Source organism: Sphingobacterium sp. UBA7855, assembly GCA_002500745.1.
Lineage (GTDB): Bacteria > Bacteroidota > Bacteroidia > Sphingobacteriales > Sphingobacteriaceae > Sphingobacterium.
In genome coordinates this window covers 89812-115789 of sequence record DLST01000011.1, presented here as the reverse complement: position 1 = coordinate 115789, position 25978 = coordinate 89812, and the positions used below count along the sequence as shown (strand labels likewise).

Genomic DNA, 25978 nt, shown 5'->3' with positions numbered 1-25978 from the left:
TTTATAACTTTGCGAAGTTACATAAATATATTTAAAGCTTGAATTTTCCTTATTTTTTAGCAAATCGGATTGCATTTTCTGGCAAGAGAACGTTTTCAAAATTGATCGTTCGGGTAACTATTGGTGCTATTGCTCTTGCAATTGCAGCAATAATTATCTCTATTGCAGTATTGCGTGGATTCAAAGACGAAATTATAAGTAAGCAAAGAAGCTTTTTTGCAGATGTATTGGTGCTACGTTACGACCTCAATAAGTCATACGAGAATGCCGCCATTTCGCTTACGCCAAAGCTTCAAAAGTCAATACTGGCTATTCCAGAAGTGAGTTCGATCAGTTCTTTTGCGACTAAGGCAGGGATTATTAATGTAAATAATGAGGTTGAAGGCGTAGTGCTCAAAGGTATCGATTCATTGTATAATCAACAGCCCTTTCAGCGTATGCTGATTGAAGGGAATATGATAGACTTTAAATCAGACGATGCCGATAATCAGATTTTGGTATCCAAATATCTTGCAGATCGATTATTGCTGAAAGTTGGTGATGACTTTATCATGTATTTTGTTCAGGATCCAATCCGTAAACGTAAATTTGTCATAAAAGGAATTTTTAATACGGGTTCTGAAGAGTTAGATAAGGTTTATGTAATCGGATCGCTGCATGTGATTCGCAAACTAAGTAACCTCGACGATCATGAAGTGGGCGGTTATGAGATTAGAATTAAAGATTTTAGTCAGCTTGCACAGACAACCAATAAGGTGGAAGAACTGTTGCCCATTGATATGCAGGCCATCAATATTAAGGATCAGGTGCCGGATATTTTTCAGTGGCTGGAATTGTTGGATATGAATACCAAGATCATTTTTATATTGATGACTGTCGTCGCTATCATTAATATGATTTCAGCGCTGTTGATCACCATTCTAGAGCGCACATCGATGATTGGTATTTTAAAGGCACTGGGGTATCACAATGCTGGAATTCGTCGGGTCTTCATGTATAGCGCGCTGTACCTGATCGGTCTTGGATTGTTAATTGGTAACCTGATCGGTTTGGGCTTCTACTTTTTACAAGACTTTACCCACTTTTTTAAGCTGGACGAGAAAACCTATTACATCTCCTATGTCGCTGTTAAGCTGCAGTGGTCTGATGTGATTTTAGTCAATTTGGCCGTTGTATTTATTGGGATGATTTCATTGTTCATTCCCTCTATGTTAATTACCAAGATTAATCCAATTAAGGCAATTTCTTTTAAGTAGCACTATTTTTAGACACCGCATTCTAAAAAAAATCGTATTTTTAGTGCTGTTAACTATTTTTCGAGCTGTATAGAAAAATAAGTAGTTATGTTTTACGGTTAGTATACAAGCACTTATGAATAAAACTTTTGAGCATATTTCCCACGCTTTCGAAGCGCCTTTACAAAATCCTGTACTTATATTTTCTCTGGTACTTTTTATTATACTGTTATCACCTATTGTACTACGCCCGATTAAGGTTCCGGGTATTATAGGATTGATTATATCGGGTGTGATTATTGGCCCGCATGGACTAAATTGGCTGGAAAAAAATTCGGCTATTACATTATTTTCAACAATAGGTCTTCTCTATATCATGTTTATCGCCGGCCTCGAGTTAGATATGAATGAATTTAAAAAGACCAAGAACAAAAGTCTGCTTTTTGGCTTCCTCACATTCATTGTTCCGATCAGCATTGGTTATCCGGTCTGTCACTTATTACTCGGATACGGTGTATTGCCAAGCTTGTTGATTTCGAGTATGTTCGCTACCCACACATTGGTTTCCTATCCCATTGTAAACAGTTATGGTATTTCGAAAATGGAAGCTGTTGCCATTACGATCGGTGGAACAATCTTGACGGATACGGCTGTGTTAATTATACTCGCTGTTATTACGGGAGTGTCTCAGGGGAATATTGGAAATGAGTTTTGGATAACGCTGGCAATTTCCTTCGCTATCTTCCTGTTTATCATGTTTGGTGTTATTCCACGCATTGCAAAATGGTTTTTTGAACGTCTGGGGAGTGAAAAGACCTCCAATTATATTTTTGTTCTTTCCGTGGTATTTTTTGCTGCTTTTTTAGCTGAAATTGCGGGCCTCGAACCTATTATTGGAGCATTCGTGGCAGGTTTGGCACTGAACAAACTGATTCCTCATTCTTCCGCTTTGATGAATCGGATTGAGTTTATTGGAAATGCAATTTTCATTCCCTTTTTCTTGATATCGGTAGGGATGATTGTCGATGTGAGTGTGATTCTGAAAGGTCCACAAGCGCTTATAATCGCGGGGACGCTCACGGTTGTGGCGATCGTCGGAAAATATGTGGCGGCCTGGTTGACACAGATTGTTTTCAAATATAGCCGTGGTCAGCGCAATCTAATATTTGGGTTGAGTAGTGCACATGCTGCGGCAACATTGGCTGTTATCATGGTTGGCCATAAGAATGGAATTATCGATGAAAACGTACTTAATGGAACGATCTTGTTGATTTTGGTTACCTGCATTGTCGCAACTGTGGTTACGGGGAATGCTTCACGTAAAGTGGTGATGGACGGAGAACAGGATGAAGAACATACCGATATAGTGAAGGAAAAAGACGAAAACATTCTCATATCGATCGCTAATATGGATAATATGGAGCCTATTCTTGATTTTTCAACCTACATTAAGAGTAAGAAGTGTTCGTATCCAGTTAGTATTGTTTCGGTTGTGAAAGATAACGAACAGGCACAATTGAACATGTCAAAGGCACGGAAAAATCTGGATAACATGGTGCGTTATGCCTCTGGCAGTGAGACAAGTGTTACTATCAGTGCAACAATAGACTTGAATATTGCCAGCGGCGTGGCGAGGTCTGCAAAGGAAGTTTCTGCCAATTGTATTGTTTTGGGCTGGCCGAGTGCAGCCAATTTTATGGATAAGTTTGTCGGGGAGAAAACGGAAAGTATTTTAAATCGAACTTCAGCGAATGTAATGTTATGTCATTTTAAAAAACCCTTTATCTCCAACAAGTCTATTATCGTTTTTGCCCCGCCGATGTGTGAGGCCGAATTTGGTTTTGAGTACTGGCTGGAAAAGGTTGTCAAGCTTGCTCAGGAATTGTCCATTCCCATCACTTTTGTTGTCGATGAGCGCTCTGCTGCCGCGATTGAAGAATATCTTGTCGAGTTGAAAAATTCTGTTCCCGTTACTTTTAAACATTACAATGCCTGGGACAATTTGCAGGGGCTTAAAGCGTTTAAGGAAGAAGGGGCGATGATCATTTTCGTTTCTGCCAGAAATGGTGAAGTTTCTTATCGCGATTCATTGGATGGCGTAGCAAAGAAATTAGATCGGATATATGCAAACGAAAATCTTGTTTTGGTGTTCCCTAGTAGAATTGAAAATGCACACATCGATGAGTATGAAGATGTAGAAGCTGCTCCAATCTTTAGAAAGATTAGCAAAGAAATTGGAAATATGTTTAACAAGGGATAGTAATTTGTCCGTTAAAATTGAAGGTTATGTCAAATAAGATTACAATGTCAAGCGAAGGCGTCTTGCAGGTGCCAGATTTCCCAACAATTCCTTTTATTATTGGTGACGGTATAGGTCCTGACCTTTGGCATGCGGCCGTTCGTGTGTTCGATAAGGCGGTAGAAAAAGAGTATGGTGGACAGCGTAAAATAACATGGAAAGAGGTGTTGGCAGGAGAAAAGGCCTTCAAAGAAACGGGTGAATGGCTACCAAAAGAAACGTTGAATATATTGAAAGAATATCTGGTTGGCATCAAAGGACCGTTAACAACACCGGTTGGGGGCGGTATTCGTTCGTTAAATGTTGCATTGCGCAAGGATCTGGATCTGTATGTTTGTCAGCGTCCTACCAAATGGTTTAGAGGAGTTCCTTCACCTGTTAAACATCCGGAATATGTGGATATGGTTATCTTTCGGGAAAATACGGAGGATATTTATGCAGGAATAGAATTTCAGGCGGGTACAGCTGAAGCGAATAAACTTCAGGATTTTTTGCACGATGAGCTTGAGATCGACTATGGATTTTCGGCGACAACAGGAGTCGGCGTTAAATTAGTTTCTGAGGAAGGGTCTAAGCGATTGGTTCGCGCAGCTATAGCACACGCTATTCATCAAAGTTTACCTTCCGTGACGATCGTTCACAAAGGGAATATCATGAAGTTTACCGAGGGGGCATTTAAGTTATGGGGCTATGATGTTGCTGAGAAGGAATTTTCCGATCATACCTATACCTGGGGGCAATGGGAGCGCACAAAGGCTGATAAGGGTGAGGAGGTTGCCAATCAAGAACAGAAAGATGCCCTTGAATCGGGAAAAATTTTAATTAAAGATATCATCGCGGATAATTTTTTACAGCAAATTCTGCTCAATCCACGTGATTTTTCGGTGGTCGCTACCTTAAATCTGAATGGTGATTATATTTCAGATGCTTTGGCAGCAATGGTAGGGGGGATAGGTATAGCCCCCGGGGCAAATATTAATTTTAAGACTGGGCATGCCGTTTTTGAAGCGACCCATGGTACTGCGCCAAGATTTGCCAATACCGATACCATGAACCCCTCATCGGTGATTTTGAGCGGTGTCATGCTGTTGCAATACCTGGGTTGGAATGAGGCTGCGGACGCCATTGTTAGGGCCTTGGGCGAGACGATAATGGCCAAGATGGTGACGATAGATTTTTATAATTTGATGGATGATGCCACATTAGTCAAAACAAGTGAATTTGCAGATCGGATGATTGAAAAAATTTAAGCATTTTCTTTTTTGAGATATTAAGCAGAAATTAGTATAAAATTTCTGCTTTTTTATGGATTACAATCAACTGCCGGTTTTTGTAAGGGAATCGAATATTTTTACTGAAAATGATAAGATTAAGTTAGCTCAGATCGAACGTTTACCGACGCCTCAGGAAGTCGATGAGATCACGAGCCTTCCCGAAATTTACGAATTGTTAAATGCCTTTATTGGCGATCAATCCGCCCGCAATACCCATCTACAGTTAAAAGCAAAGTATTATTTGCAAGATAATCAGTTAGATATGGCCTGGCGCGTACTGCTTATCTGATGTTTTTCGTACTAGATCTGGTGTTTTTTGTGCGATCTTTTTATTGAAATCATTTGTAATTTTTTAAAATTTCAATAAAAAAACAGATTAGTTGAAAAATATATAATTTTATTTTAACTTTGGTTTTTAAAACAACAGGTTGCTTTACTAGGGTTAAAAAAAAGCAATCAAACAAACTATAACATCAATGAAACATAATTTTGGAGCAGGTCCATGTATTCTGCCAAAGGAAGTATTTCAACAAGCCTCAGAAGCTGTAATTGATTTTAACAACACAGGTTTATCAATTTTAGAGATCTCTCACCGTTCCAAAGAGTTTGAAGCAGTGATCGATGAAGCAACACAATTAGTAAGAGAGTTATTGGCAGTACCGCAAGGATATTCGATTCTTTTCCTTCAGGGTGGCGCCAGCTTGCAGTTTGCGATGGCACCTTTGAATCTTTTACCTGAAGGAGGTAAGGCTGCTTATTTGGATACTGGTGTGTGGGCGACAAAAGCATTAAAAGAAGCTAAAAAATTCGGTACAGTAGATGTTGTCGCTTCGTCGATTGATAAAAATTATTCCTACATCCCTAAGGGATATACCATCCCAACAGATGCTGCATATTTTCATTATACAGCTAACAATACTATTTATGGTACTGAAGTCTTTGAAAAGCCTGCTACGACGTTGCCAGTAGTGGTGGATATGTCTTCAGATATTTTCTCACGGGAAATCAACGTTGCAGATTACGATTTGATCTATGCAGGAGCGCAAAAAAATATGGGGCCTGCTGGCGTTACACTTGTCATTGTCAAAGATGATATTCTAGGTAAGTCAGGACGTGTTCTTCCATCGATGTTGGATTATCAATTGCAGATAGCTGGTGGTTCAATGTATAATACACCGCCTGTATACTCCATCTTTGTTTCGATGTTGAACCTACGCTGGTTAAAAGCAAAAGGTGGTGTGCCTGTATTGGAACAAGAGAATATCATCAAAGCACGTGCTTTATACGATGAAATCGACCGTAACCCATTGTTCAAAGGTACTGCAGCTGTTGAAGATCGTTCACGCATGAATGTTACTTTTGTAATGGATACACCAGAGTTGGAAGCTGAATTTTTGGCTTTGGCAAAAGAGCGTAATTTGATCGGAATCAAAGGTCACCGTTCCGTAGGTGGATTTAGAGCTTCTATCTACAATGCGCTGCCATTAAGTAGTGTAAACGCACTGATTGATGCGATGAAAGAATTTGAAGACACGCATACGGCCTAAGGCCTCATGGATGTCGCCGAAATTGAAATCGTGGCAAACAAACCATGATTTTTAGATGAAGAATTAACGAGGTCAGATCTTTTCACGTGATAGGTCTTCGGATAAGTTGAATGTTACTGATACTTTTAAAAACGAATTATAAAGATGAAAATATTAGCGAATGACGGTATCGATCCACTAGGAAAGAAAATGTTGGAAGATGCAGGTCATAGTGTAGATACAACTCATATTCCGCAAGAAGAGCTTCCAGAAAAGCTCCTTGCTTATGATGCAATCACGGTACGTAGTGCAACTAAAGTACGTCAGGCCCTGATTGATGGCTGCCCTAACTTGAAAGTTATCGGCCGTGGTGGAGTAGGCATGGATAATATTGATGTAGACTATGCCCGTTCAAAAGGGATTGCTGTTGTCAATACCCCTGCAGCATCTTCTTTATCAGTTGCTGAGCTGGTTTTTGCTCACCTATTGAATGGTGTACGTTTCTTATACGATTCTAATAGAAAAATGCCTGTTGAGGGTAATACAAAATTTGGCGCCCTTAAAAAAGCTTATGGAGCTGGTACTGAGCTTCGTGGTAAAACGATCGGTATCGTTGGATTTGGTCGTATCGGTCGAGAAGTTGCCAAAATCGCCATTGGTCTGGGGATGGATGTGGTTTACACGGATTTGTTCGAAGGACCAAAAACATTGACCATAACACTTTCAGGTGGTATTCAAGTTGAGGTACCTATTCAACAAGTGGAGATGGACAACTTATTTAAAGTTTCAGATTTTATCTCTTTACACGTTCCATTTTTGGATAAACCAGCTATCGGAGCTGCAGAGTTCCCATTATTGAAAGATGGTGTTGGCTTGGTTAATGCTTCGAGAGGCGGCGTTATTGATGAGTTGGAATTAGTGAAAGCATTGGATTCGGGTAAAGTTGCATTCGCTGGTTTAGATGTATTCGATAATGAACCTACTCCACGCGAAGAGATCTTAAAACATCCAAAAATTTCGTTGACGCCACACATTGGGGCGGCAACCAATGAAGCTCAAGAAAGAATCGGCGAAGAATTGGCCGGTCTACTGATCGAAAACTTGAAGAAGTAATTCTTCCGCATAACATATAAGATATGCGGCACAAAACTTTCATGATTTTGTGCCGCATTTTTTTTAATATAAATTCATGAATTGCCTATATTGGCACACAGAAATTTAATAATTGTAACTTCAGTATGAAAGTTTTAAAATTTGGTGGTACTTCCGTGGGAAGTGCAGCACGTATCAAAGGGTTGTTGGATATTGTAAACCCTGCTGAACGTCAGATCGTCGTATTGTCCGCAGTTGCTGGAACGACAAATGCTTTGGTTGAAATAGGTCAAGCTTACACAGCAGGTAAGAAGGACGAAGCTAAAGATTTGGTCAAGAAGCATAAGGATAAGTACGAAGACCTTATTAAAGAACTTTTCAGTACTGAGCAGGGGTACAAAAATGGTAAAGAATTGATCGATTACCATTTTAATCTGATTTCTACCTTAGCCAATGAATTATTTACTCCTATCGAAGAAAAAGTTATTCTAGCACAGGGCGAATTAATGTCGACCGCTTTATGGCATTTTTACTTGAATGAAATTGGTATCAAATCCGTGTTGTTACCGGCTTTAGATTTTATGAAAATCGATGAGGACAACGAGCCTATGGTCGAGTATATCGGCGAAAAGCTGAGCCATATTCTGACACAGAGCCCAGCAAATACATTATTTATCACTCAGGGATTTATTTGTAGAAACTCTTTCGGCGAAATCGATAATTTGCGCCGTGGTGGGTCGGATTATACAGCATCTTTGATCGGGGCTGCGATCCGCGCTGATGAGGTTCAGATCTGGACAGATATCGATGGCATGCACAACAATGATCCACGTGTCGTGAAAGGTACAACACCGATTGCACACCTGAGTTTTGATGAGGCTGCCGAGCTGGCTTATTTCGGGGCTAAAATTTTACATCCGCAATCGGTATTCCCAGCGCAAAAATATAATGTCCCTGTACGGTTGTTGAATACCATGGAACCGAATGCTAAGGGTACATTGATCAGTAAAGATGGTGCTCAGAAAGGCTGTATCCGTGCCATCGCCGCGAAGGATGGTATCACGGCAATCCATATCCATTCCTCGCGTATGCTCCTTGCTTATGGCTTCTTACGTCGCGTTTTTGAAATATTCGAGCGTTACAAAACTCCAATCGATATGATCACAACGTCGGAAGTGGCGGTATCGTTGACGATTGATGATACCACAAACCTGGCTGATATTATTAAAGAAGTGGAAGATTTTGGCTCGGTCACAGTGGATGGTGATCAGACCATTGTATGCGTTGTAGGCGATTTTGGTTTGAATAGCCACGGTTATGCTGCTCGTGTACTTGACGCTGTAAAACACCTTCCAGTTCGTATGATTTCTTACGGTGGTTCAGACTTTAACGTGTCGATTCTATTGAATTCAGATCATAAAACAGAAGCATTACGTTCATTGCACAATCGTTTATTTTAAGAAGTAGGTTTTTATATGATAAATACAGGTATCGCGGCGAAGTTTGCAGAGAATGAAACGCCGTTTTATTATTATGATCTGAATGTGTTAAGCAAGACCTTGGAGGCTGCGCATGCTGCGTCCCACAAACGGGGATTTCATGTTCACTATGCATTAAAGGCCAATTTTAATGACGAGTTATTGAAGGCGATTCAAGCGGTCGGCTTTGGTGCGGATTGTGTGAGTGGCAATGAGGTAAAGAAAGCCATTGAATGCGGCTTTGATTCCAAGAAAGTCACTTTTGCAGGAGTTGGTAAATCTGATAAGGAAATCAATTATGCGCTCGATCAAAATATTTTTGCTTTTAATGTGGAATCCATTCAGGAGCTTGAGGTCATCAATGAGCTTGCCTCAAAGAAAGGTGTAAAAGCAAATGTGGCTTTACGGATCAACCCAAATGTGGATGCACACACCCACCATTATATCACCACGGGGCTTGATGAAAACAAATTCGGCGTACCCAATGCAGATTTGGAGAAATGTGCCGCTGTGCTTAAAAGATGCGAATGCATCGAATTGGTAGGCTTGCATTTTCATGTAGGTTCGCAGATTACGGATATGACGGTATTCAAAAGTCTATGTGTGAAGGTCAATGAGTGGAAAAACTGGTTTGAGGAGCGTGGTACACAAATCCGTGTATTGAATGTTGGCGGTGGACTGGGGATTGATTATAAAAATCCTGATGGAAATGCAATTCCTGATTTTGAAGCCTATTTTGATATTTTCGACCGCTTCCTGGAGCGTACGCCACAGCAGGAAGTGCATTTTGAGTTGGGAAGAGCTTTGGTCGCGCAGTGTGGAAGCCTCGTTAGCCGCGTGCTATATGTCAAAAACGGTGTGAAGAAAAACTTTCTGGTATTGGATGCGGGAATGACGGAATTGATGCGCCCGGCCTTGTATCAGGCCTATCATAAAATTGAAAATATCAGTGCGACAGACACTGCCGAATACATTAACTACGATGTTGTTGGACCGATCTGTGAATCGTCCGATTGCTTTGGTAAGGAAGTGCCACTTCCCGTTTCAAAACGTGGCGACTTAATTGCCATTCGTTCTGCAGGTGCTTATGGCGAAGTGATGGCCTCGCGTTATAACCTACGTGAGGAAATCCGATTTGTGTATAGCAATCAGCTATAAGCTCCCATTTTTAAAATATTTATTTAAAAGCCAGTCTGTTCTTCAGACTGGCTTTTTGGTTTTAAGAGTTTTGTCCTATGTGGAGAAACTTTTGTTCATCATTTTATTGATTGTCTTTTGTATACTTGTTTATGCTAATAACAATCGAATTTCCAGTAACGATCGATCTGTTTGGAAAAACATTTCTCCTACATCCTTTTATGGAAGGGCTGGGCATGTTTATTGGTATGCGCTATTATCAGTTGCTCAAATGGAAGGATCAGGAAAGCCTGGGGCATAGCAATTCACTGCTTATTGTCATCGCAGCAGGAGTGGGCGCGCTCATCGGGTCACATCTTATCGGTTCCCTCGAGCGCCCGGCTGAATTGCTCAGTGCGACACATAAATGGGCTTACATCTGGGTGAACAATACGATAATCGGTGGTTTGGCGGGAGGTTTGGTTGCGGTGGAAGGGATGAAAAAGCTCATGGGAAAAAAAGAGAGCACGGGCGATCTGATGGTATTCCCTCTGATTGTCGCCATCGCAATTGGTAGAGTTGGTTGCTTTTATACAGGAGTCTTTGAACAAACCTATGGCCTACCTACCGAATGCCCGCTTGGGATGCATCTCGGTGATGCTTATAAACGGCATCCTGTGGCCCTGTATGAAATTGCATATCTACTTCTTTTATTTACAGCGCTCCAATACTTTAAAACACGCTACAATTATCATAAAGGGGTATTATTTCAGCTTTTTATGCTCAGTTATTTTAGCTTTCGTTTTGTGTTGGATTTTATAAAACCGCGGGCGATTATTCTTTTCGGCCTTAGTACCATACAAATTACGTGCATCGTGGTGATAATTTATTATATTTATTTATTAAAAAGTGAACGTTTCATCAAAAAATAGGAATTATGTATTTGCTTGAAGGATCATTTGGATCGGAAAGTACGGCAATGTTGGGACTTTTTCTACTTACTGTAGGGGCTATTGTGATCGGTATTGCACTTTTGGTTATTATTATCGGCTCGATTATTAAAGCTGGAAATAAAGAATCAAAATTCAATGTTAATCCCTGGCTTAAAGTATTGTTGGGCGGAATCGGAGCAATGTTGGCAGGGGGACTTGCCTGTGGACTTACCTTTATGAACTAGAGATTAGCTTTATGCCCGTTAGAAACTATACATACTACGATTACACCATCAGCTTATGTCCAACATGCCTTTCGCGTGTTGGTGCAAAGATTATTATTGAGGATGAACAGGTTTTTATGACAAAAACCTGTCCTGAACACGGATTTTTCAAAACGCTGATTGCTACCGATGTGGACTATTATAAAAATATTCGAAATTATAATAAGGCTTCGGAGACACCTTTGAAATTTGACAATGAAGTACATTATGGGTGCCCTTACGATTGTGGCCTATGTGTCGATCATGAGCAGCACAGTTGCCTGTCGATCATTGAGGTGACCGATCGCTGCAATTTGACCTGTCCCACCTGTTACGCCATGTCTTCTCCCCATTATGGACGGCATCGATCACTGGAGGAGATTGAGCGTATGTTGGATAAAATTGTAGCAAGTGAAGGCGAACCAGATGTGGTTCAGATCAGCGGCGGGGAACCAACCATTCACCCTGATTTTTTTAAGATTTTAGATATCGCTAAAACGAAACCCATCAAGCATCTGATGCTCAATACGAATGGTATCCGGATTGCCAATGATCCCGGTTTTGCGGAGCAACTTGCCACCTATGCGCCTGAATTTGAAATCTATCTTCAGTTCGATTCCTTTCGCCCATCAGTGCTTGAGAAATTCCGGGGCAAAGATCTTTCGGATATTCGAAAAAAGGCTATTGAAAAATTAAATGCACTCAATTTAAGTACAACCTTGGTCGTCGTCTTGGAAAAAGGAACCAACGATGATGAAATAGGAGAAATATTGGATTATGCCTTAAAACAGCAATGCGTTAGGGGGGTAACTTTCCAGCCGGTAGAAATTGCGGGTAGAAATGCGACCGATGCGCATCATCATAAAATGACGCTTACTGAAGTACGTCAAGAAATATTGAATCAGTGTCCATTGTTGGATCCTCACGATATTATCCCTGTACCTTGCAATCCAGATGCGTTGGCTATGGGCTATATATTGAAGATAGGGGATGAACGGATACCGTTAACCCGACATATTGATCCTGCTCTGCTGTTGAATAATCAGTCGCGCAACACCATTGTCTATGAGCAGGACAAGGGGGTACAGATGCAGTTGCTCGATATTTTTAGTACAGGAATTTCCGTAGACAGCGTCAAACCAAAAGTTAATCAGCTGCTTTGCTGTCTGCCAGAGGTTTGTGCTCCCGATCTCTACTACGATAACCTTTTTCGCATCATCATCATGAATTTTATGGATGCTTACGATTTTGACGTTCGCGCTGTCAAAAAATCCTGTGTGCATATTGTCAATAAAGATTTGAAGATAATTCCATTTGAAACAATGAATTTATTTTATCGTGATGATAAATTGAATCGTTTGGAAGAACTTAAATTATCAGAGGCTATTCGATTTTAGTGTTATATACGCTATTTTTGTCGAAAAAGCGGGTCAGGTCATTTTTTGGATTTTCCAGCTGCGTGTGGGGCACTTGGCTTATGGATCGGAGCGAAAAAAGCGATAATAAAGTAAGCAGTATGAAATTGGGGATTTTTAAGCATTTAGTTTTTGTTGTCAGCCTGTTGGCTTTTCAGTTGTACGTCTCTGCGCAAGATTCGGTTCAATTAAGGCGAACTTTGAGTATCGACCGGACGTCGCACGCCAACCAAAATAGACGGCCCAGTTCGGATTCAACCCGTGTCGGAAGCGATTCGTTGCGCAATGACTTGAAGAAGGTTAACCTGACTTTTCTAGCTAACATCCGCACATCGTCGTTAGCCGAATTTGTCGCGCAGTTGAATGAAAAGTCTAACGCTTACATGAGTACAGTTGCGGGATCAGCGAAAGATAGTATTGCTGCAATAAAAAATAGTATTCAAGAAGAGATCCGCCAGCTGAAGTCCATTAAAGGCAGTATCAGTAATTATTCAACTAGTCTCAACGGTGCGCAAGATCAAATCAGAAACCTGATCAGCCAATACAATATCAATGCCAACAACCATAGCCGTGCATACCAGTACCTCGATAACGCACAGGCTAAACTTGCGGTTAAGATGGACTCCCTAGAGCAGATCAATCGGACCATCGATGAACTGATTGTAAAGAATCAACGGCATTTGGTTCGATTAGATGATGTTGATGCGCTAAAAGGGGATATTAAGCGGGTAGATACGGTAGCAGGCAAGCGTTCAATCTGGAAAGCGAATACGACTGCAATTTCAAAGGATGTGCTAATTAATAATATCCGTACAAATTACAGCAATAATAGTTCGATCGATAAATATGTCAATAGGACAGACTGGGCAAGCCGTATCCTGCTCATTATACTGGGTTTGGGCTATTGCTATTGGATAGCACGGGTGTCCTATATTCTTAGACAATATGATCCTGAACATCAACTTGCTATTGATGCTATTGTCGGGAAGACAATCATTTTTCTACTGACTTTGTTGCCTTTTGTAAACTTTTTTACGCCGAGTTTTATTTTGCAGGCTTCCCAGTTGATCATCCTGTTGATCTTTATGTTTTTATTAAGACAGCGTATGACAGGGCTACAGCGTAAAATAGCCATTATTCTCATTGTATTCTATGTACTTGATATTTTTGTCAATATAATTGTAAGTGATGATCTCTTCCCGAGGATCATTTGCATTGTTTTTAATCTGATTGCTCTTGGGCTCGTCAGTTATACAAAACGGCGCATAAAAAATGCGCAAAGTCCGGGATACATCAGCAATTTTATCTATGTCATTTTCGCTATTTTAAATATTACGGCAATAACATTGAATGTTATTGGTCATGTCGAGTACTCTCGGAGTTTCAGTATAGCCTGTGCCGTCGGTTTGGTGCAGTCGTTTACATTACAATATTTCGCAGACATGATTAAGGCTGATGTCCGTAATCAGTTTAAAAAGGATCGCCTCACGTTGGGGTTCTGGATGCGATTCAATGAGCAGCGCACGTTGGTGATCATCACTCAGTTTCTTCGGGTCGTTTGTATACTTTTAGCAATCATCGTGCTAGCCAATAATCTGCAGTTTATTGAAACATTATTGGCCGTTAGTGAAGTCTTTTTTGGTAAAGTTCGCAGTATTGGTAGTATATCGTTCACATTGGGTAATCTTGTTGTGGCTATCTTACTGCTTTTAGTTGCGCAGTGGTTTCAAAAAAATATTAGTTTAATCGTACTTGGAGGCGAAGACGGCCAAATTAGCCAGGCCTATAATCAGAAGATGACGCTATTTCCGCTATTTCGGTTGGCAATTATTCTAATTGGTTTTTTTATGGCGGTTTCTGCGCTGGGTATGAGTTTGGATAAATTGACCGTTGTCATTGGAGCGCTGAGTGTTGGTGTCGGTCTGGGGATGCAGAATATCATCAATAATTTTGTGTCAGGTATTATTTTGGTTTTCGACAAGCCCTTTCGGGTGGGGGATCAAATTGAGCTTGCCGATAAAAAAGGGCGTGTTAAGGAAATCGGTATACGTGCCAGCGTTTTAAAAACGGGTGATGGTGCTGATGTTATTATTCCAAATGGTGATTTACTTTCAGGAAGGCTTGTCAACTGGACCTTATCCCAAGAATACAGCAAGACAAGTTTTGTGCTCCACATCGATCGGAAAGCAGATTTGGATCAAGCCAAACAATGGATTAAGGACGCGATGGAAAGTAGCGCTCATTTTATCAAAGATAGAGACAGCGGCATCAGTATACAGGATATCAGTGAAGAGATGATTTATCTGAGCGTGTCCGGCTGGGTAAACTCTACGGGCAATACTTCAGCCTTTAAAAATGATGTATTACTCATATTATACAAAAAATTTGAAGCGGAGGGTTTGAAGTTCTACAGTGTGGTGCCGCCCAAAAGTTAATTGAATCCATTGACTTTCTGTTGACGGATGTATTCAATCTTTTGCTTTAAGGACTCGATTTAATCAGCTGGGTTCGGTAATATAACGGACTGAATCCTTTGGCACGTTTGTAGAAATGTGAAAGATGGCTTTCGTCTGTAAATCCGAGTTCTGCCGCAATTTGCTTCAGCGTGTAATCCTTTGATTTCAGTCGATTTTCGATGAGCTCAATTCGATAGGTATTGATATATGACCTTAAGCTTGTGCCAAAGTTTTTCTTAAAATAGATACCAAAATAGGATGGAGCGATATTGAATTTCTGAGCCAGGATACTGACTTTGAGTTTTTCAGGTGAAAAGATATAGCGATGGATGTAGGCGGAAATTGATCGATCACTATATAATTCATGCTGCTGGGGCAAACGTTGTGCCTCTGATATCTCTTTATAAAGCCCGAATATGGCAATGAGTTGGTCAAATAGCCAATCAGAATGCTGGCTAATTGCCGTATAAGTATATAGCCGGACAGCTTCCAGTACATGCGAAAAAATCAGGCGATAATGTTCGTCAATATTCAATTTGCGCTCCTTGAGGCCTTTATCGTTCATCAGCTCCATGACCCATGAATAAAGCTTTTGGTTCCGTTTGTTCTGCAGGAAGTAGCCGTCTGTAAACAAAATAAATAAGAAATGTGTCTTTTTCTCAATTTTAAAATAATGCATGTCTGATGGACTAATCAGGAAGATATCGCCACGCTCATAATTCAGTTCAAATTTATTAATCACATGTGTTCCTTTACCCGAACGAATATAAACGAGTTCATAGTAATTCTGTTCGTGCGGTGGCAGGTGAAAGCTATCCTCGATAAATTCACTGATCCGTAGCGGTTCAAACTGTTTTTTACGCATTACTTTTTGGGTCTGTGCATCGCTAAATATACATAAAAATAATGTATTTGTACATGTTTTTGCCTGTTGTACTATTGCACCTTTGTGTCGGATAAATTGGTATTAAACATGGTTAATTTTATAATGATTGCATTTTGTATCGCGGCAGGCATGTTGTTGCGGAGAACAAATTTAATTCATTCCGAAGCACATAAGGGCATCAATACCTGGATTCTTTATTTTGCATTGCCAGCAGTATCTTTTAAATATATTCCAAAGATCGCATGGTCTTCACAATTGCTGTTTCCTGTATTTTCGGCCATACTCGTTTGGGCAGGTAGCTGGTTGTTTATGGAGCTATACTGTAAACGTAAAAACTATAAGCAACGTTCGCGCAGCAGTTTGGAACTGGCCGCAGGATATAGTAACACCTCTTTTATCGGTTTTCCCCTGATTATAGCTTATTTTGGTGAGGCACAGTTACCCATAGCGATTATTTGCGATCAAACGACCTTTATCCTGCTTTCTACAGCAGGAATTATTAATGCGCTGAAGGCAAATCTACATGAGGGGGAAACTATTGATGTTAAATTTATGCTCCGAAAGCTGGTTAGCTTTCCGCCTTTAATAGGTTGTACTGCCGCCTTGCTGCTATCTCAATTTTTTGATCTATCCATTGCCGAGCCTTTTTTCGATAAGCTCGTTGCCACAGTGGGCCCCTTGGCACTATTCTCTATTGGTCTACAGCTTAAGTTTGATGGCTGGAAGCAGCAGGTATCGCAGATTAGCACAGCAATGACCTATAAACTGATTTTAGCACCGCTGCTTGTCTGTTTATTTGCTTTATTGTTGGGCGTAAAAGGTTCCATTGCAAGGATCAGCATTTTTGAAGCAGCCATGCCAACTTTGGTAACTTCAGGTATTATTGCCGAACAATATCATTTAAATACGAAACTGGTCAATCTAGTCATCGGCTTTAGTATCGTCGCCGGATTGCTGACCACCTTAGTCTGGGACTTTGCCATTCGCATATTGTTTCCCTAATAGCAGGTGCATGAAAAGAAAAAACTCCTTCGATACGTGAAGGAGTTTTTTCTTTTGACTATTTGCTATGTGTGTCAATCCATTGGCGCGCATTGACAAATGCTTCAATCCAAGGCGAAACTTCATCTTGGCGTCCTTTCGGGTAATTTGCCCAATGCCATTGGAAAATCGAGCGTTCAATATGTGGCATAGTAGCCAAGTGGCGACCAGTCTTATCACAGATCATTGCGGTATTATAATCTGAACCATTTGGGTTGTGCGGATAGTGTTCGTATCCATATTTTGCGACAATATTATATTGATCTTCAGCATATGGAAGGTTGAATTTGCCCTCACCATGTGAGATCCAAACACCCAAAGTACTTCCGGCTAACGTCGATAACATCACAGAATTGTTCTCTTGTACTTTTACGGAAACGAAGTTTGACTCATGTTTGCCTGAAGTGTTGTGCACCATTTTTCCGTGTATTTCATGCTCAGGATTGATCATTTCGAGTTCCATAAATAATTGGCAACCGTTACATATACCAACAGAGAGCGTGTCTGGGCGAGCAAAGAAATCCGTTAGCGCTTTTTTCGCTTTCTCATTGTAAAGGAATGCTCCGGCCCAGCCTTTTGCTGATCCGAGTACGTCGGAGTTAGAGAAACCACCTACAGCACCAATAAATTGGATGTCTTCCAATGTCTCACGACCCGCGATCAAATCGGTCATGTGAACATCTTTTACATCAAAACCTGCCAAGAACATGGCGTTAGCCATTTCGCGTTCGGAGTTGGAACCTTTCTCACGAAGAATGGCCGCTTTTGGACGTTCCTTAATGCTGTCGATCACTGGTTTCTTACCCTTGAATTGGCTTGGGAAAGAAAAAGTTAAAGGTTGTTTTTTATAGTTATCAAAGCGTTCTTGTGCTGTTCCATTTTTAGATTGCTTTGAATCCAAAAGGAATGATGTTGTAGACCATACATCACGTGTTGCTGCGACATCAAAGCTAAATACCGCTTCTTGATTTTTAATCGTTACCGTATTACCTTCGATCACCTGACCAATTTTAACCGCGTCCACAGCAGCTTCCTTGACAATCGCTTCAAAAGCAGCGTCGTCTTTCGCCTGCAGGACAAGTGCAATATTCTCATTAAAGAAGGCTTTTACGCTATCAGATTCATTTAATGCTGAAAGGTCATAGTTGGCGCCAAGATTAACATCGGCAAAGGTCATTTCCAATAAGGTGGTAATTAAGCCACCCGATCCGATATCGTGACCAGCTTCGATCTGTCCTTCGTGAATTAATTGCTGTACAGTATTGAATGCTGTTTTAAAATAAGCAGCATCCTGAATGGTCGGTACCTCAGTACCCAATTTATTGATGATTTGTCCAAATGACGACCCGCCCAATTTGAACTGATCTTTTGATAAATTGATGTAATAGATCGATCCACCCGTTTTGTTCAGCACAGGTTCAACCACTTTGGTGATATCAGTACAGTTTCCTGCGGCAGAAATGATCAAAGTGCCTGGGGCAATGACGTTTTCGCCGTTTGGATATTTTTGTTTCATCGACAAGGAATCTTTTCCTGTTGGGATATTAATCCCTAACGCAATGGCAAATTCCGAGCAGGCTTTAACAGCTTGGTATAAGCGGGCGTCTTCACCTTCATTATTGGCTGCCCACATCCAGTTGGCCGATAGGGAGATTCCTGCAAGGCCATTTTTGATCGGAGCAAATACAATATTGGAAAGCGATTCGGCAATAGCCGTTCGGCTTGCTGCGGCCGGATCCACTAAGGCAGCAACAGGGGAGTGACCTATTGTTGTCGCAATACCTTCTTTACCTTTATAGTCAAGTGCCATTACACCAACGTTATTCAACGGCAATTGCAATGGACCAGCACATTGTTGTTTGGCAACACGGCCACCAACACAACGGTCGACTTTGTTGGTTAACCAATCTTTGGAAGCAACAGCTTCTAATTGCAATACTTGGTTTAAGTAACTTGGAATGTTGGTTGCATCATAAGCAAGGTCAGCGTAGTTACGAACTACGGTTTTATCGTGCATGAAAGTTTTTGGCGATGAGCCAAAGAAATCTTCAAGGGCATAATCCATTGGTTTTTCACCCGTACTTTTTGATTCGAACGTAAAACGATGGTCGCCAGTAACATCACCCACGGTGTACATTGGTGCGCGTTCGCGATCGGCAACACGTTTTAAGATGTCAATATCATCTTTAGCGATCACAAGTCCCATACGTTCTTGCGATTCATTACCAATAATTTCTTTTGCTGATAGTGTAGGGTCGCCTACAGGAAGTGCATCCAGATCGATTAACCCCCCGGTCTCTTCAACAAGTTCGGAAAGACAGTTTAAGTGACCACCTGCACCATGATCGTGGATAGAGACAATGGGGTTATGATCGGACTCTACTAATCCACGAACAGCATTCGCTGCACGTTTTTGCATTTCGGGATTGGAACGCTGAATTGCATTAAGCTCAATTCCAGAACCAAATGCCCCTGTGTCTGCAGAAGATACAGCAGCTCCACCCATTCCTATGCGGTAATTTTCACCGCCCAAGATAACGACTTTGTCACCGGTTTTCGGTGTATGTTTTTTCGCTTGATCCATTTTTCCATAGCCAACACCGCCGGCCTGCATAATGACTTTGTCGTAACCAAGTTTACGGCCATCCTCTTCATGCTCGAAGGTCAATACAGAACCCGTAATTAAGGGCTGACCAAACTTATTACCGAAGTCAGAAGCACCGTTGGAAGCTTTGATCAGGATGTCAACTGGGGTTTGGTACAACCATTGACGCTCTTGCATCGCATTTTCCCAGGGACGCGTCTTGTTGAGTTCTTCTGCTGAGCCAGTTAAAGTTCCGGCCTGAAGGTCCAATTTATTTTGTTCCAATCGCGAATAAGCAGTCATGTATACGGCTGTACCGGCCAATGGAATTGCACCTTGGCCGCCCGCCATACGATCCCGGATTTCGCCACCCGATCCTGTCGCTGCGCCGGAAAATGGCTCTACAGTAGTGGGGAAATTGTGCGTTTCAGCTTTAACAGATAAAACCGAATCAAAAGGTTTTTCTTCGTAAAAATCAGGTTTGTCGGCAGATTTAGGAGCGAACTGTGTCACACGTGGACCTTTAACAAAAGCAACGTTATCTTTATAAGCCGAAACAATCTCGTTGGGATTAGTCTCAGACGTCTTTTTGATCAATTTAAACAGGGAAGTCGGTTGTTCTTCGCCATCAATGATAAAGGTACCATTGAAAATCTTATGTCTACAGTGTTCAGAATTGGCTTGTGAAAAGGCGAATACTTCAGAATCTGTGAGCAAGCGGCCTAACTTGGTCGAAAGTTGATTAAGGTAATCAACCTCTTCGGCATTGAGGGCTAGTCCTTCTGCTTTATTGTAGGCATCGATGTCTTTGATTTCCACTATCGGTTCTGGCGTGATGTTGACAGTATACATATCCTGCGTCAGCATGCTGAACTTTTGGGAAATCATTGGATCGAAGTCAATGAAATCTTCTGACACCGGCTGAAATTCTTCAATGCGAACAATGCCGTCAATACCCATGTTTTGTGTGATTTCTACCGCATTGGTACTCCAAGGAGTAACCATCGCAGCGCGGGGTCCTACAAAGTAATGGTTAAGGTTTTGGTCGTCTAGTTTTTTGGCGTTGCCGAATAGCCAGTTGAGTTTAGTAATGTCTTCTTGTGATAAAGAGTTTACACTTTGAACACCATATACAGTGTTCGATGGGTTCTCAAAGAAATGAATCATTATAAATGTTTGTTTTGAACGTTCTTCAAATTAAAGCACAAAGTTACATATTATTTTGGTGGAAATGATCGAATTTTGATTAAAAAAAAGGTGTGTATTTCCCCTGTTGCGTTGGGTTATAAATTCGTTTAACGGTAAATTGACGTTGGATATAAACGCAAATTTATCTAAGTTTGTGGATCAAATCAAATTCGAGATGAATATTTCATATAATTGGTTAAAACAACATGTTAATATAGATTCAACTCCAGAAGAACTCTCTTTAATTCTGACCAATACAGGATTGGAAGTAGAGGCTTTGGACGTTGTACAGAGTATCCCCGGTGGATTAGATGGCTTGGTGGTTGGTGAAGTGAAAACTTGTGAACAGCATCCTAACGCAGATAAATTGCGCGTAACTACGGTTGATGTCGGCGGACCGGACTTGTTGCACATTGTGTGCGGCGCTCCAAACTGCCGCACAGGCTTGAAAGTTATTGTTGCTACGGTAGGTACTACGTGTCATCCATTGACAGGGGAGCCTTTTAAAATTACTAAATCCAAAATTCGTGGCGAAGTTTCCGAGGGTATGTTGTGCGGGGAAGATGAAATTGGTTTAGGAACATCCCATGCAGGAATTGTGGAGTTGCCGGCTGAAGTGGCTGTAGGGACTTTGGTGAAAGAACACTTCAATGTCCAGGATGATTACCGTTACGAAATTGGTTTAACACCAAATCGTGCAGATGCAGCTTCGCATTTGGGGGTTGCCAGAGATATTGCTGCGCATTTCCGTACGCAAGTTTTAAAGGCAGATGTTTCTGCATTTGCGGCCGGAAAGGCTGAGGGAACGACAGTTGTCGTGGCAGATGCGCAGGCCTGCCCTCGTTACAGCGGTATTAATATTACTGGTGTTCGCGTTGGCGAATCTCCAGATTGGTTGAAAGAGAAATTAAATGTGATCGGTGTACGTCCGATCAATACTATTGTCGACGTAACGAATTATATCCTGCACGACTTAGGGCAGCCAATGCATGCTTTTGATGCCGATAAAATTGCAGGGAATAAAGTTGTTGTTCGCCTGGCGACAGAAGGTGAAAAATTTGTTACGCTTGACGGTGTTGAGCGTACCTTATCTGCAGAGGATGTAGTGATTGCGGATGTGGAAAAACCGATGTGTATTGCGGGTGTCTTTGGCGGCGCACATTCAGGTGTATCAGCCGAAACGACCAATGTATTTTTAGAATCGGCCTATTTCAATGCTGTTTCTGTACGGAAGACCTCCAAAAGGCATGGCTTAAAGACAGATTCTTCGTTCCGTTTCGAACGCGGTACTGATCCGAATATTACGGTTGAGGCGTTGAAACGTGCGGCATTATTGATTCAGGAAATTGCGGGTGGAACAATTTCATCGACGCTTAAAGATGAGTACCCCGTCGAGGTCAAACCGTTTTCGTTCCACGTTAGCTATGCAAACGTGATTCGTTTGATCGGGCAGGAGATTCCAACGCAAGAAATTAAATCTATTATTGTTGCACTTGGCATTGAGGTAGCTGCTGAAACGGAAGAGGGCCTTGATGTGCTGGTACCGGCTTATCGCGTTGACGTAACACGTGAAGTGGATGTTGTCGAAGAGGTATTACGGATTTATGGCTACAATAACATTGAGTTGAAGTCGCAAATTAAGGCATCTTTGAATACGGTCGAAAAGCCTGATAAGGAAGTTGTCTTAAATCAATTGGCCGATCTGCTCATCGCTAATGGATTTCGTGAGATCCTATCCAATTCATTGACGAAGCTAGATTTTGTCGATGATAGTGATACAGCGGTTAAGCTGTATAACCCATTGAGTTCGGATTTGGATACGATGCGTCAAAATATGGTTTTTTCGATGCTGAATGCTATTGAATATAATCAGAAGCACAGAAATTTTGATCTAAAGTTCTTTGAGTTCGGTAAGACCTATGCATTGGATGGTGAAGGTTATAAAGAAACACAGCACCTTGTTTTTGCGATGGCAGGCAAAAATGAGCCAGAGCAATGGAATAGCAAGAAAGATGCGGTCAATTTCTATCACCTCAAAGCAGCCGTAGATACCTTTATCAGACGGCTGAAAATTGAAGGTGTTCAAATACAAGATACGTCGAGCGCACATTTTGCTTATGGCTTGGACTATATGAAAGGCCAAAAATGCTTGGTTTCTTTTGGTGCGGTAGCCCAGAACGATTTGAAAAAAGCGGATGTGGAGGGGCAAGTTTTCTTTGCTGACTTTGACTGGGATGTTTTAATGAAAATTATTCGTAAAAACAGTATTCAGTATAAAGAAGTTTCGAAATTCCCGGCTGTACGCCGAGATTTGTCGCTATTGATCGATGAAAATGTAAGTTTTGATAAGTTACATTTGGTGGCTCAAAAAACCGAGCGCAAGCTTTTGAAGGCTATAAATGTGTTTGATGTGTATAAAGGTAACAAAATTCCGGAAGGGAAAAAGTCTTATGCTCTGAGCTTTATCTTACAGGATGAAGAAAAAACACTGAATGATAAGCAAATTGATGCAATAGTTCAAAAATTAATTGTTAATTTTGAGAAGGAACTAGGCGCGGAAGTGCGTGGTTAATGCGAGATACAACATTAATTGGTAATATTCAATTTATAATATGGCAACATTGTCTTCACAAATGAATCTGATCGTTGAGAAAACGAAAAATTTAATTCAATTGTGCGAAGTCTTGCAAGAAGAAAATGATTTGCTTAAATTAGAGGTACAATCTTTAAAGGTAGCTTTCGATGCGAGCAACGATAAAAGCAAGCAGTTGGAAGAGAAGGTTAAAGCACTGGCGGTGGCCCGTACTTTAGATTCAGAAACGGATAAAGATGCAATTAATGAAAAAATACTTGACACAAAACAAAAAATTAACGATTTTGTGCGGGAAATAGACAAGTGTATTAGTTTGCTGAAGTAGTAAGGATACGTGAAGTCGGATTCATTCAAACGAATACAACGTTAAAAAGCTCAAAGAAATGGGAGAAATTTCCATAAAAATAAATATCGCAGATCGTGTTTACCCGCTTCGTGTGGAGAGCGCGGAAGAGGAAGTAATACGACATGCTGCGAAATTGATAAATGAAAAAATAAAGGAATTGCAGGAAAACTATACTGTGCGAGATAAGCAGGATTTGTTGTCCATGTGTGTATTGCAATTTGCGACGCGTATGCTCAATGCCGAGCGACAGTCCCAAAATCACGAAGTGGGTTTGGAAAATTCAGTGCAGGAACTTGATCAGTTGTTGACGGATTTCTTTAAAAAATAAATTTACGTTCTTTATATTTAGAGCTTAAACGACGAATTTGCCGCAATTAAATTCGGGTTGTCACTATTTTAAACTTAACGCTTCAATATTACAGGCGCAAAAAGATATAGGCCATTTTGCGAAAGCCATCTGGGTCACAATCTAAGCCTAATTATGTAATCTCGAAGTTTAATAATACATGATACCTGTTTAAATTTAATTGCGGTTTTTTTTTGTCATGAAGTCCTCAGGGGCGCATCGCGCTCGTAAGCTTTTGGCTAGATCAACTCTCAGGATTGAAAAGGACGAATGATGATTTTATGGAAATTGGAACACAGATTAGGATTTAATTAATAAAAACAAACATAAATAATACAATTATACATACATGGACATCGCAATTTATAGCATAATTTCTCTGATTGTTGGTGTTGTTATAGGTCGTTATCTATTGGTTCTGTTGTTTAAAAAACAAGAACAGGAAGCCAAAGATAAGGTAAATAGCATACTGAAAGATGCAGAGCAGGAAGGGGAACTCATCAAGAAGAAACGCCTGTTGGAGGCTAAAGAAAAGTTCCTTCAATTAAAATCTGAACACGAAAAAGAAGTGAACCAACGTAACAATGCCATCAATCAAAAGGAAAATACGTTGAGACAAAAAGAGCAGTCAATTAACCAAAAACTGGAAAACATCAACCGCGATAAGCAAGAGGTGGATACAAAGAAAAAGCAATTGGATAAGTTGGTTGAGTTGAACGAAAAGAAATCCGAAGAAGTAGAGTCCTTAAAATTACAGCAGATTAAGCAACTGGAGAGCATCGCTGGTGTAACTGCAGACGAAGCGAGAAACCAATTGGTAGATTCTTTACGTGAAGAAGCGCGTTCACAAGCTATGATTCAAATCAAGGATATAGTGGATGAGGCAAAACTGACGGCGACTAAAGAGGCTAAGAAGGTAGTAATCCAAACGATCCAACGTACAGCTACTGAATCGGCCATCGAAAATACCGTTTCAATTTTCAATATCGAAAATGACGAAATCAAAGGCCGTATTATTGGTCGTGAGGGACGTAATATTCGTGCGCTAGAAGCTGCAACAGGAGTTGAAATTATCGTAGATGATACCCCGGAAGCAATTATTCTCTCTGGTTTTGATCCGGTACGACGCGAAATTGCGCGTCTGGCCTTACACCGTTTGGTAACCGATGGTCGTATTCACCCAGCCCGCATTGAAGAAGTGGTCGCAAAAACACGGACTCAAATTGAAGATGAGATTGTAGAAATTGGCGAGCGTACAGCGATTGATTTAGGAATACATGGTTTGCACCCCGAATTGATCCGTATGGTAGGACGTATGCGTTACCGTTCGTCTTACGGACAGAATCTTTTACAACACTCTCGTGAAGTGGCTAATTTTGCGGCAACAATGGCTGCAGAGCTTGGCCTGAATGTTAAGCACGCAAAGCGCGCAGGGTTACTACATGATATCGGTAAAGTGCCTGATGATAATCCTGAGTTGCCACACGCTATTTTGGGAATGCAACTTGCTGAGAAATACAAAGAACATCCTGATGTATGTAACGCCATCGGCGCTCACCACGATGAGATCGAAATGACAGCCTTAATATCTCCGATCGTTCAGGCTTGTGATGCAATTTCTGGGGCACGCCCAGGTGCACGCCGCGAAGTGGTAGAAAGCTATATTAAGCGTCTAAAAGAGCTGGAAGATTTGGCGCTATCTTACCCTGGTGTTGAAAAAACTTTTGCGATACAAGCTGGACGTGAGCTTCGTGTGATCGTGGAAAGTGAGAGAGTATCTGATGCGCAATCGGAAATATTGGCCGCGGATATTTCCAACCGTATCCAAACGGAAATGACTTATCCGGGACAAATTAAAGTTACTGTTATCCGCGAGACGAGATCGGTGTCTTACGCAAAATAGACCTG

General features: G+C 41.1%; 19 protein-coding genes. 17 read left to right on the top strand and 2 right to left on the bottom strand.

Translation table 11 applies throughout. The features are described from left to right. Positions 1-38: 38 nt before the first annotated feature. From B2107_RS09255 to B2107_RS09200, 12 genes are all read left to right on the top strand, one after another. Positions 39-1256 carry an ABC transporter permease gene (locus B2107_RS09255; protein ID WP_293955257.1) on the top strand — a complete coding sequence of 406 codons (1218 nt, stop codon included), beginning with the start codon at positions 39-41 and terminating at the stop codon, positions 1254-1256. A gap of 115 nt (positions 1257-1371) precedes the next feature. Then, positions 1372-3495, top strand: a complete 2124-nt coding sequence (locus B2107_RS09250) for a cation:proton antiporter (RefSeq protein WP_293955255.1) — start codon at positions 1372-1374, stop codon at positions 3493-3495. Between the two features lie 26 nt (positions 3496-3521). After that, positions 3522-4784: an NADP-dependent isocitrate dehydrogenase gene (gene icd, locus B2107_RS09245; RefSeq protein WP_293955253.1), complete on the top strand. Its 1263-nt coding sequence runs from the start codon at positions 3522-3524 to the stop codon at positions 4782-4784. Between the two features lie 55 nt (positions 4785-4839). Then, on the top strand, positions 4840-5097 hold the full coding sequence (locus B2107_RS09240) for a hypothetical protein (protein WP_293955251.1): 258 nt from the start codon (positions 4840-4842) through the stop codon (positions 5095-5097). Between the two features lie 187 nt (positions 5098-5284). After that, complete coding sequence (gene serC / locus B2107_RS09235) at positions 5285-6355, top strand: 3-phosphoserine/phosphohydroxythreonine transaminase (RefSeq protein WP_293955249.1); 1071 nt, start codon at positions 5285-5287, stop codon at positions 6353-6355. 144 nt (positions 6356-6499) lie between these two features. Beyond that, complete coding sequence (locus B2107_RS09230; protein WP_075991985.1) at positions 6500-7447, top strand: D-2-hydroxyacid dehydrogenase; 948 nt, start codon at positions 6500-6502, stop codon at positions 7445-7447. Between the two features lie 125 nt (positions 7448-7572). Further along, on the top strand, positions 7573-8886 hold the full coding sequence (locus B2107_RS09225; protein ID WP_293955246.1) for an aspartate kinase: 1314 nt from the start codon (positions 7573-7575) through the stop codon (positions 8884-8886). 15 nt (positions 8887-8901) lie between these two features. Continuing rightward, positions 8902-10062 (top strand): diaminopimelate decarboxylase, encoded by a 1161-nt coding sequence (gene lysA, locus B2107_RS09220; RefSeq protein WP_293955245.1) that lies wholly within the window; start codon positions 8902-8904, stop codon positions 10060-10062. A gap of 131 nt (positions 10063-10193) precedes the next feature. After that, positions 10194-10952 carry a prolipoprotein diacylglyceryl transferase gene (locus B2107_RS09215; RefSeq protein ID WP_293955243.1) on the top strand — a complete coding sequence of 253 codons (759 nt, stop codon included), beginning with the start codon at positions 10194-10196 and terminating at the stop codon, positions 10950-10952. Between the two features lie 5 nt (positions 10953-10957). After that, entirely contained in the window at positions 10958-11197 is a 240-nt protein-coding gene (locus B2107_RS09210; protein WP_293955241.1) for a hypothetical protein, read from the top strand. A gap of 11 nt (positions 11198-11208) precedes the next feature. Next, positions 11209-12612 (top strand): radical SAM protein, encoded by a 1404-nt coding sequence (locus tag B2107_RS09205; protein WP_293955239.1) that lies wholly within the window; start codon positions 11209-11211, stop codon positions 12610-12612. A gap of 119 nt (positions 12613-12731) precedes the next feature. Beyond that, positions 12732-15065, top strand: coding sequence for a mechanosensitive ion channel domain-containing protein (locus B2107_RS09200; RefSeq protein ID WP_293955237.1), 2334 nt, complete (start codon positions 12732-12734; stop codon positions 15063-15065). 46 nt (positions 15066-15111) lie between these two features. Here the strand turns inward: B2107_RS09200 and B2107_RS09195 are convergent, their stop codons facing one another. After that, complete coding sequence (locus tag B2107_RS09195) at positions 15112-15951, bottom strand: AraC family transcriptional regulator (RefSeq protein WP_293955235.1); 840 nt, start codon at positions 15949-15951, stop codon at positions 15112-15114. A gap of 108 nt (positions 15952-16059) precedes the next feature. Between B2107_RS09195 and B2107_RS09190 the strand changes: the two genes are divergently transcribed. Next, complete coding sequence (locus B2107_RS09190; RefSeq protein ID WP_293955233.1) at positions 16060-16974, top strand: AEC family transporter; 915 nt, start codon at positions 16060-16062, stop codon at positions 16972-16974. Positions 16975-17032: 58 nt separating this feature from the next. On the opposite strand, the gene purL is transcribed toward B2107_RS09190, so the two are convergent. Next, complete coding sequence (gene purL / locus B2107_RS09185) at positions 17033-20764, bottom strand: phosphoribosylformylglycinamidine synthase (RefSeq protein WP_293955231.1); 3732 nt, start codon at positions 20762-20764, stop codon at positions 17033-17035. 196 nt (positions 20765-20960) lie between these two features. Between purL and pheT the strand changes: the two genes are divergently transcribed. From pheT to rny, 4 genes are all read left to right on the top strand, one after another. Beyond that, positions 20961-23357 (top strand): phenylalanine--tRNA ligase subunit beta, encoded by a 2397-nt coding sequence (pheT, locus tag B2107_RS09180; protein ID WP_293955229.1) that lies wholly within the window; start codon positions 20961-20963, stop codon positions 23355-23357. A 40-nt stretch (positions 23358-23397) separates the two neighbouring features. Next, a complete protein-coding gene (locus tag B2107_RS09175) occupies positions 23398-23703 on the top strand; it encodes a hypothetical protein (RefSeq protein ID WP_209575649.1) in 306 nt (101 codons plus the stop codon). A 58-nt stretch (positions 23704-23761) separates the two neighbouring features. Beyond that, positions 23762-24052 carry a cell division protein ZapA gene (locus B2107_RS09170; protein ID WP_121123591.1) on the top strand — a complete coding sequence of 97 codons (291 nt, stop codon included), beginning with the start codon at positions 23762-23764 and terminating at the stop codon, positions 24050-24052. A gap of 367 nt (positions 24053-24419) precedes the next feature. Beyond that, on the top strand, positions 24420-25973 hold the full coding sequence (gene rny / locus B2107_RS09165) for a ribonuclease Y (protein ID WP_209575647.1): 1554 nt from the start codon (positions 24420-24422) through the stop codon (positions 25971-25973). Positions 25974-25978: the final 5 nt, after the last annotated feature.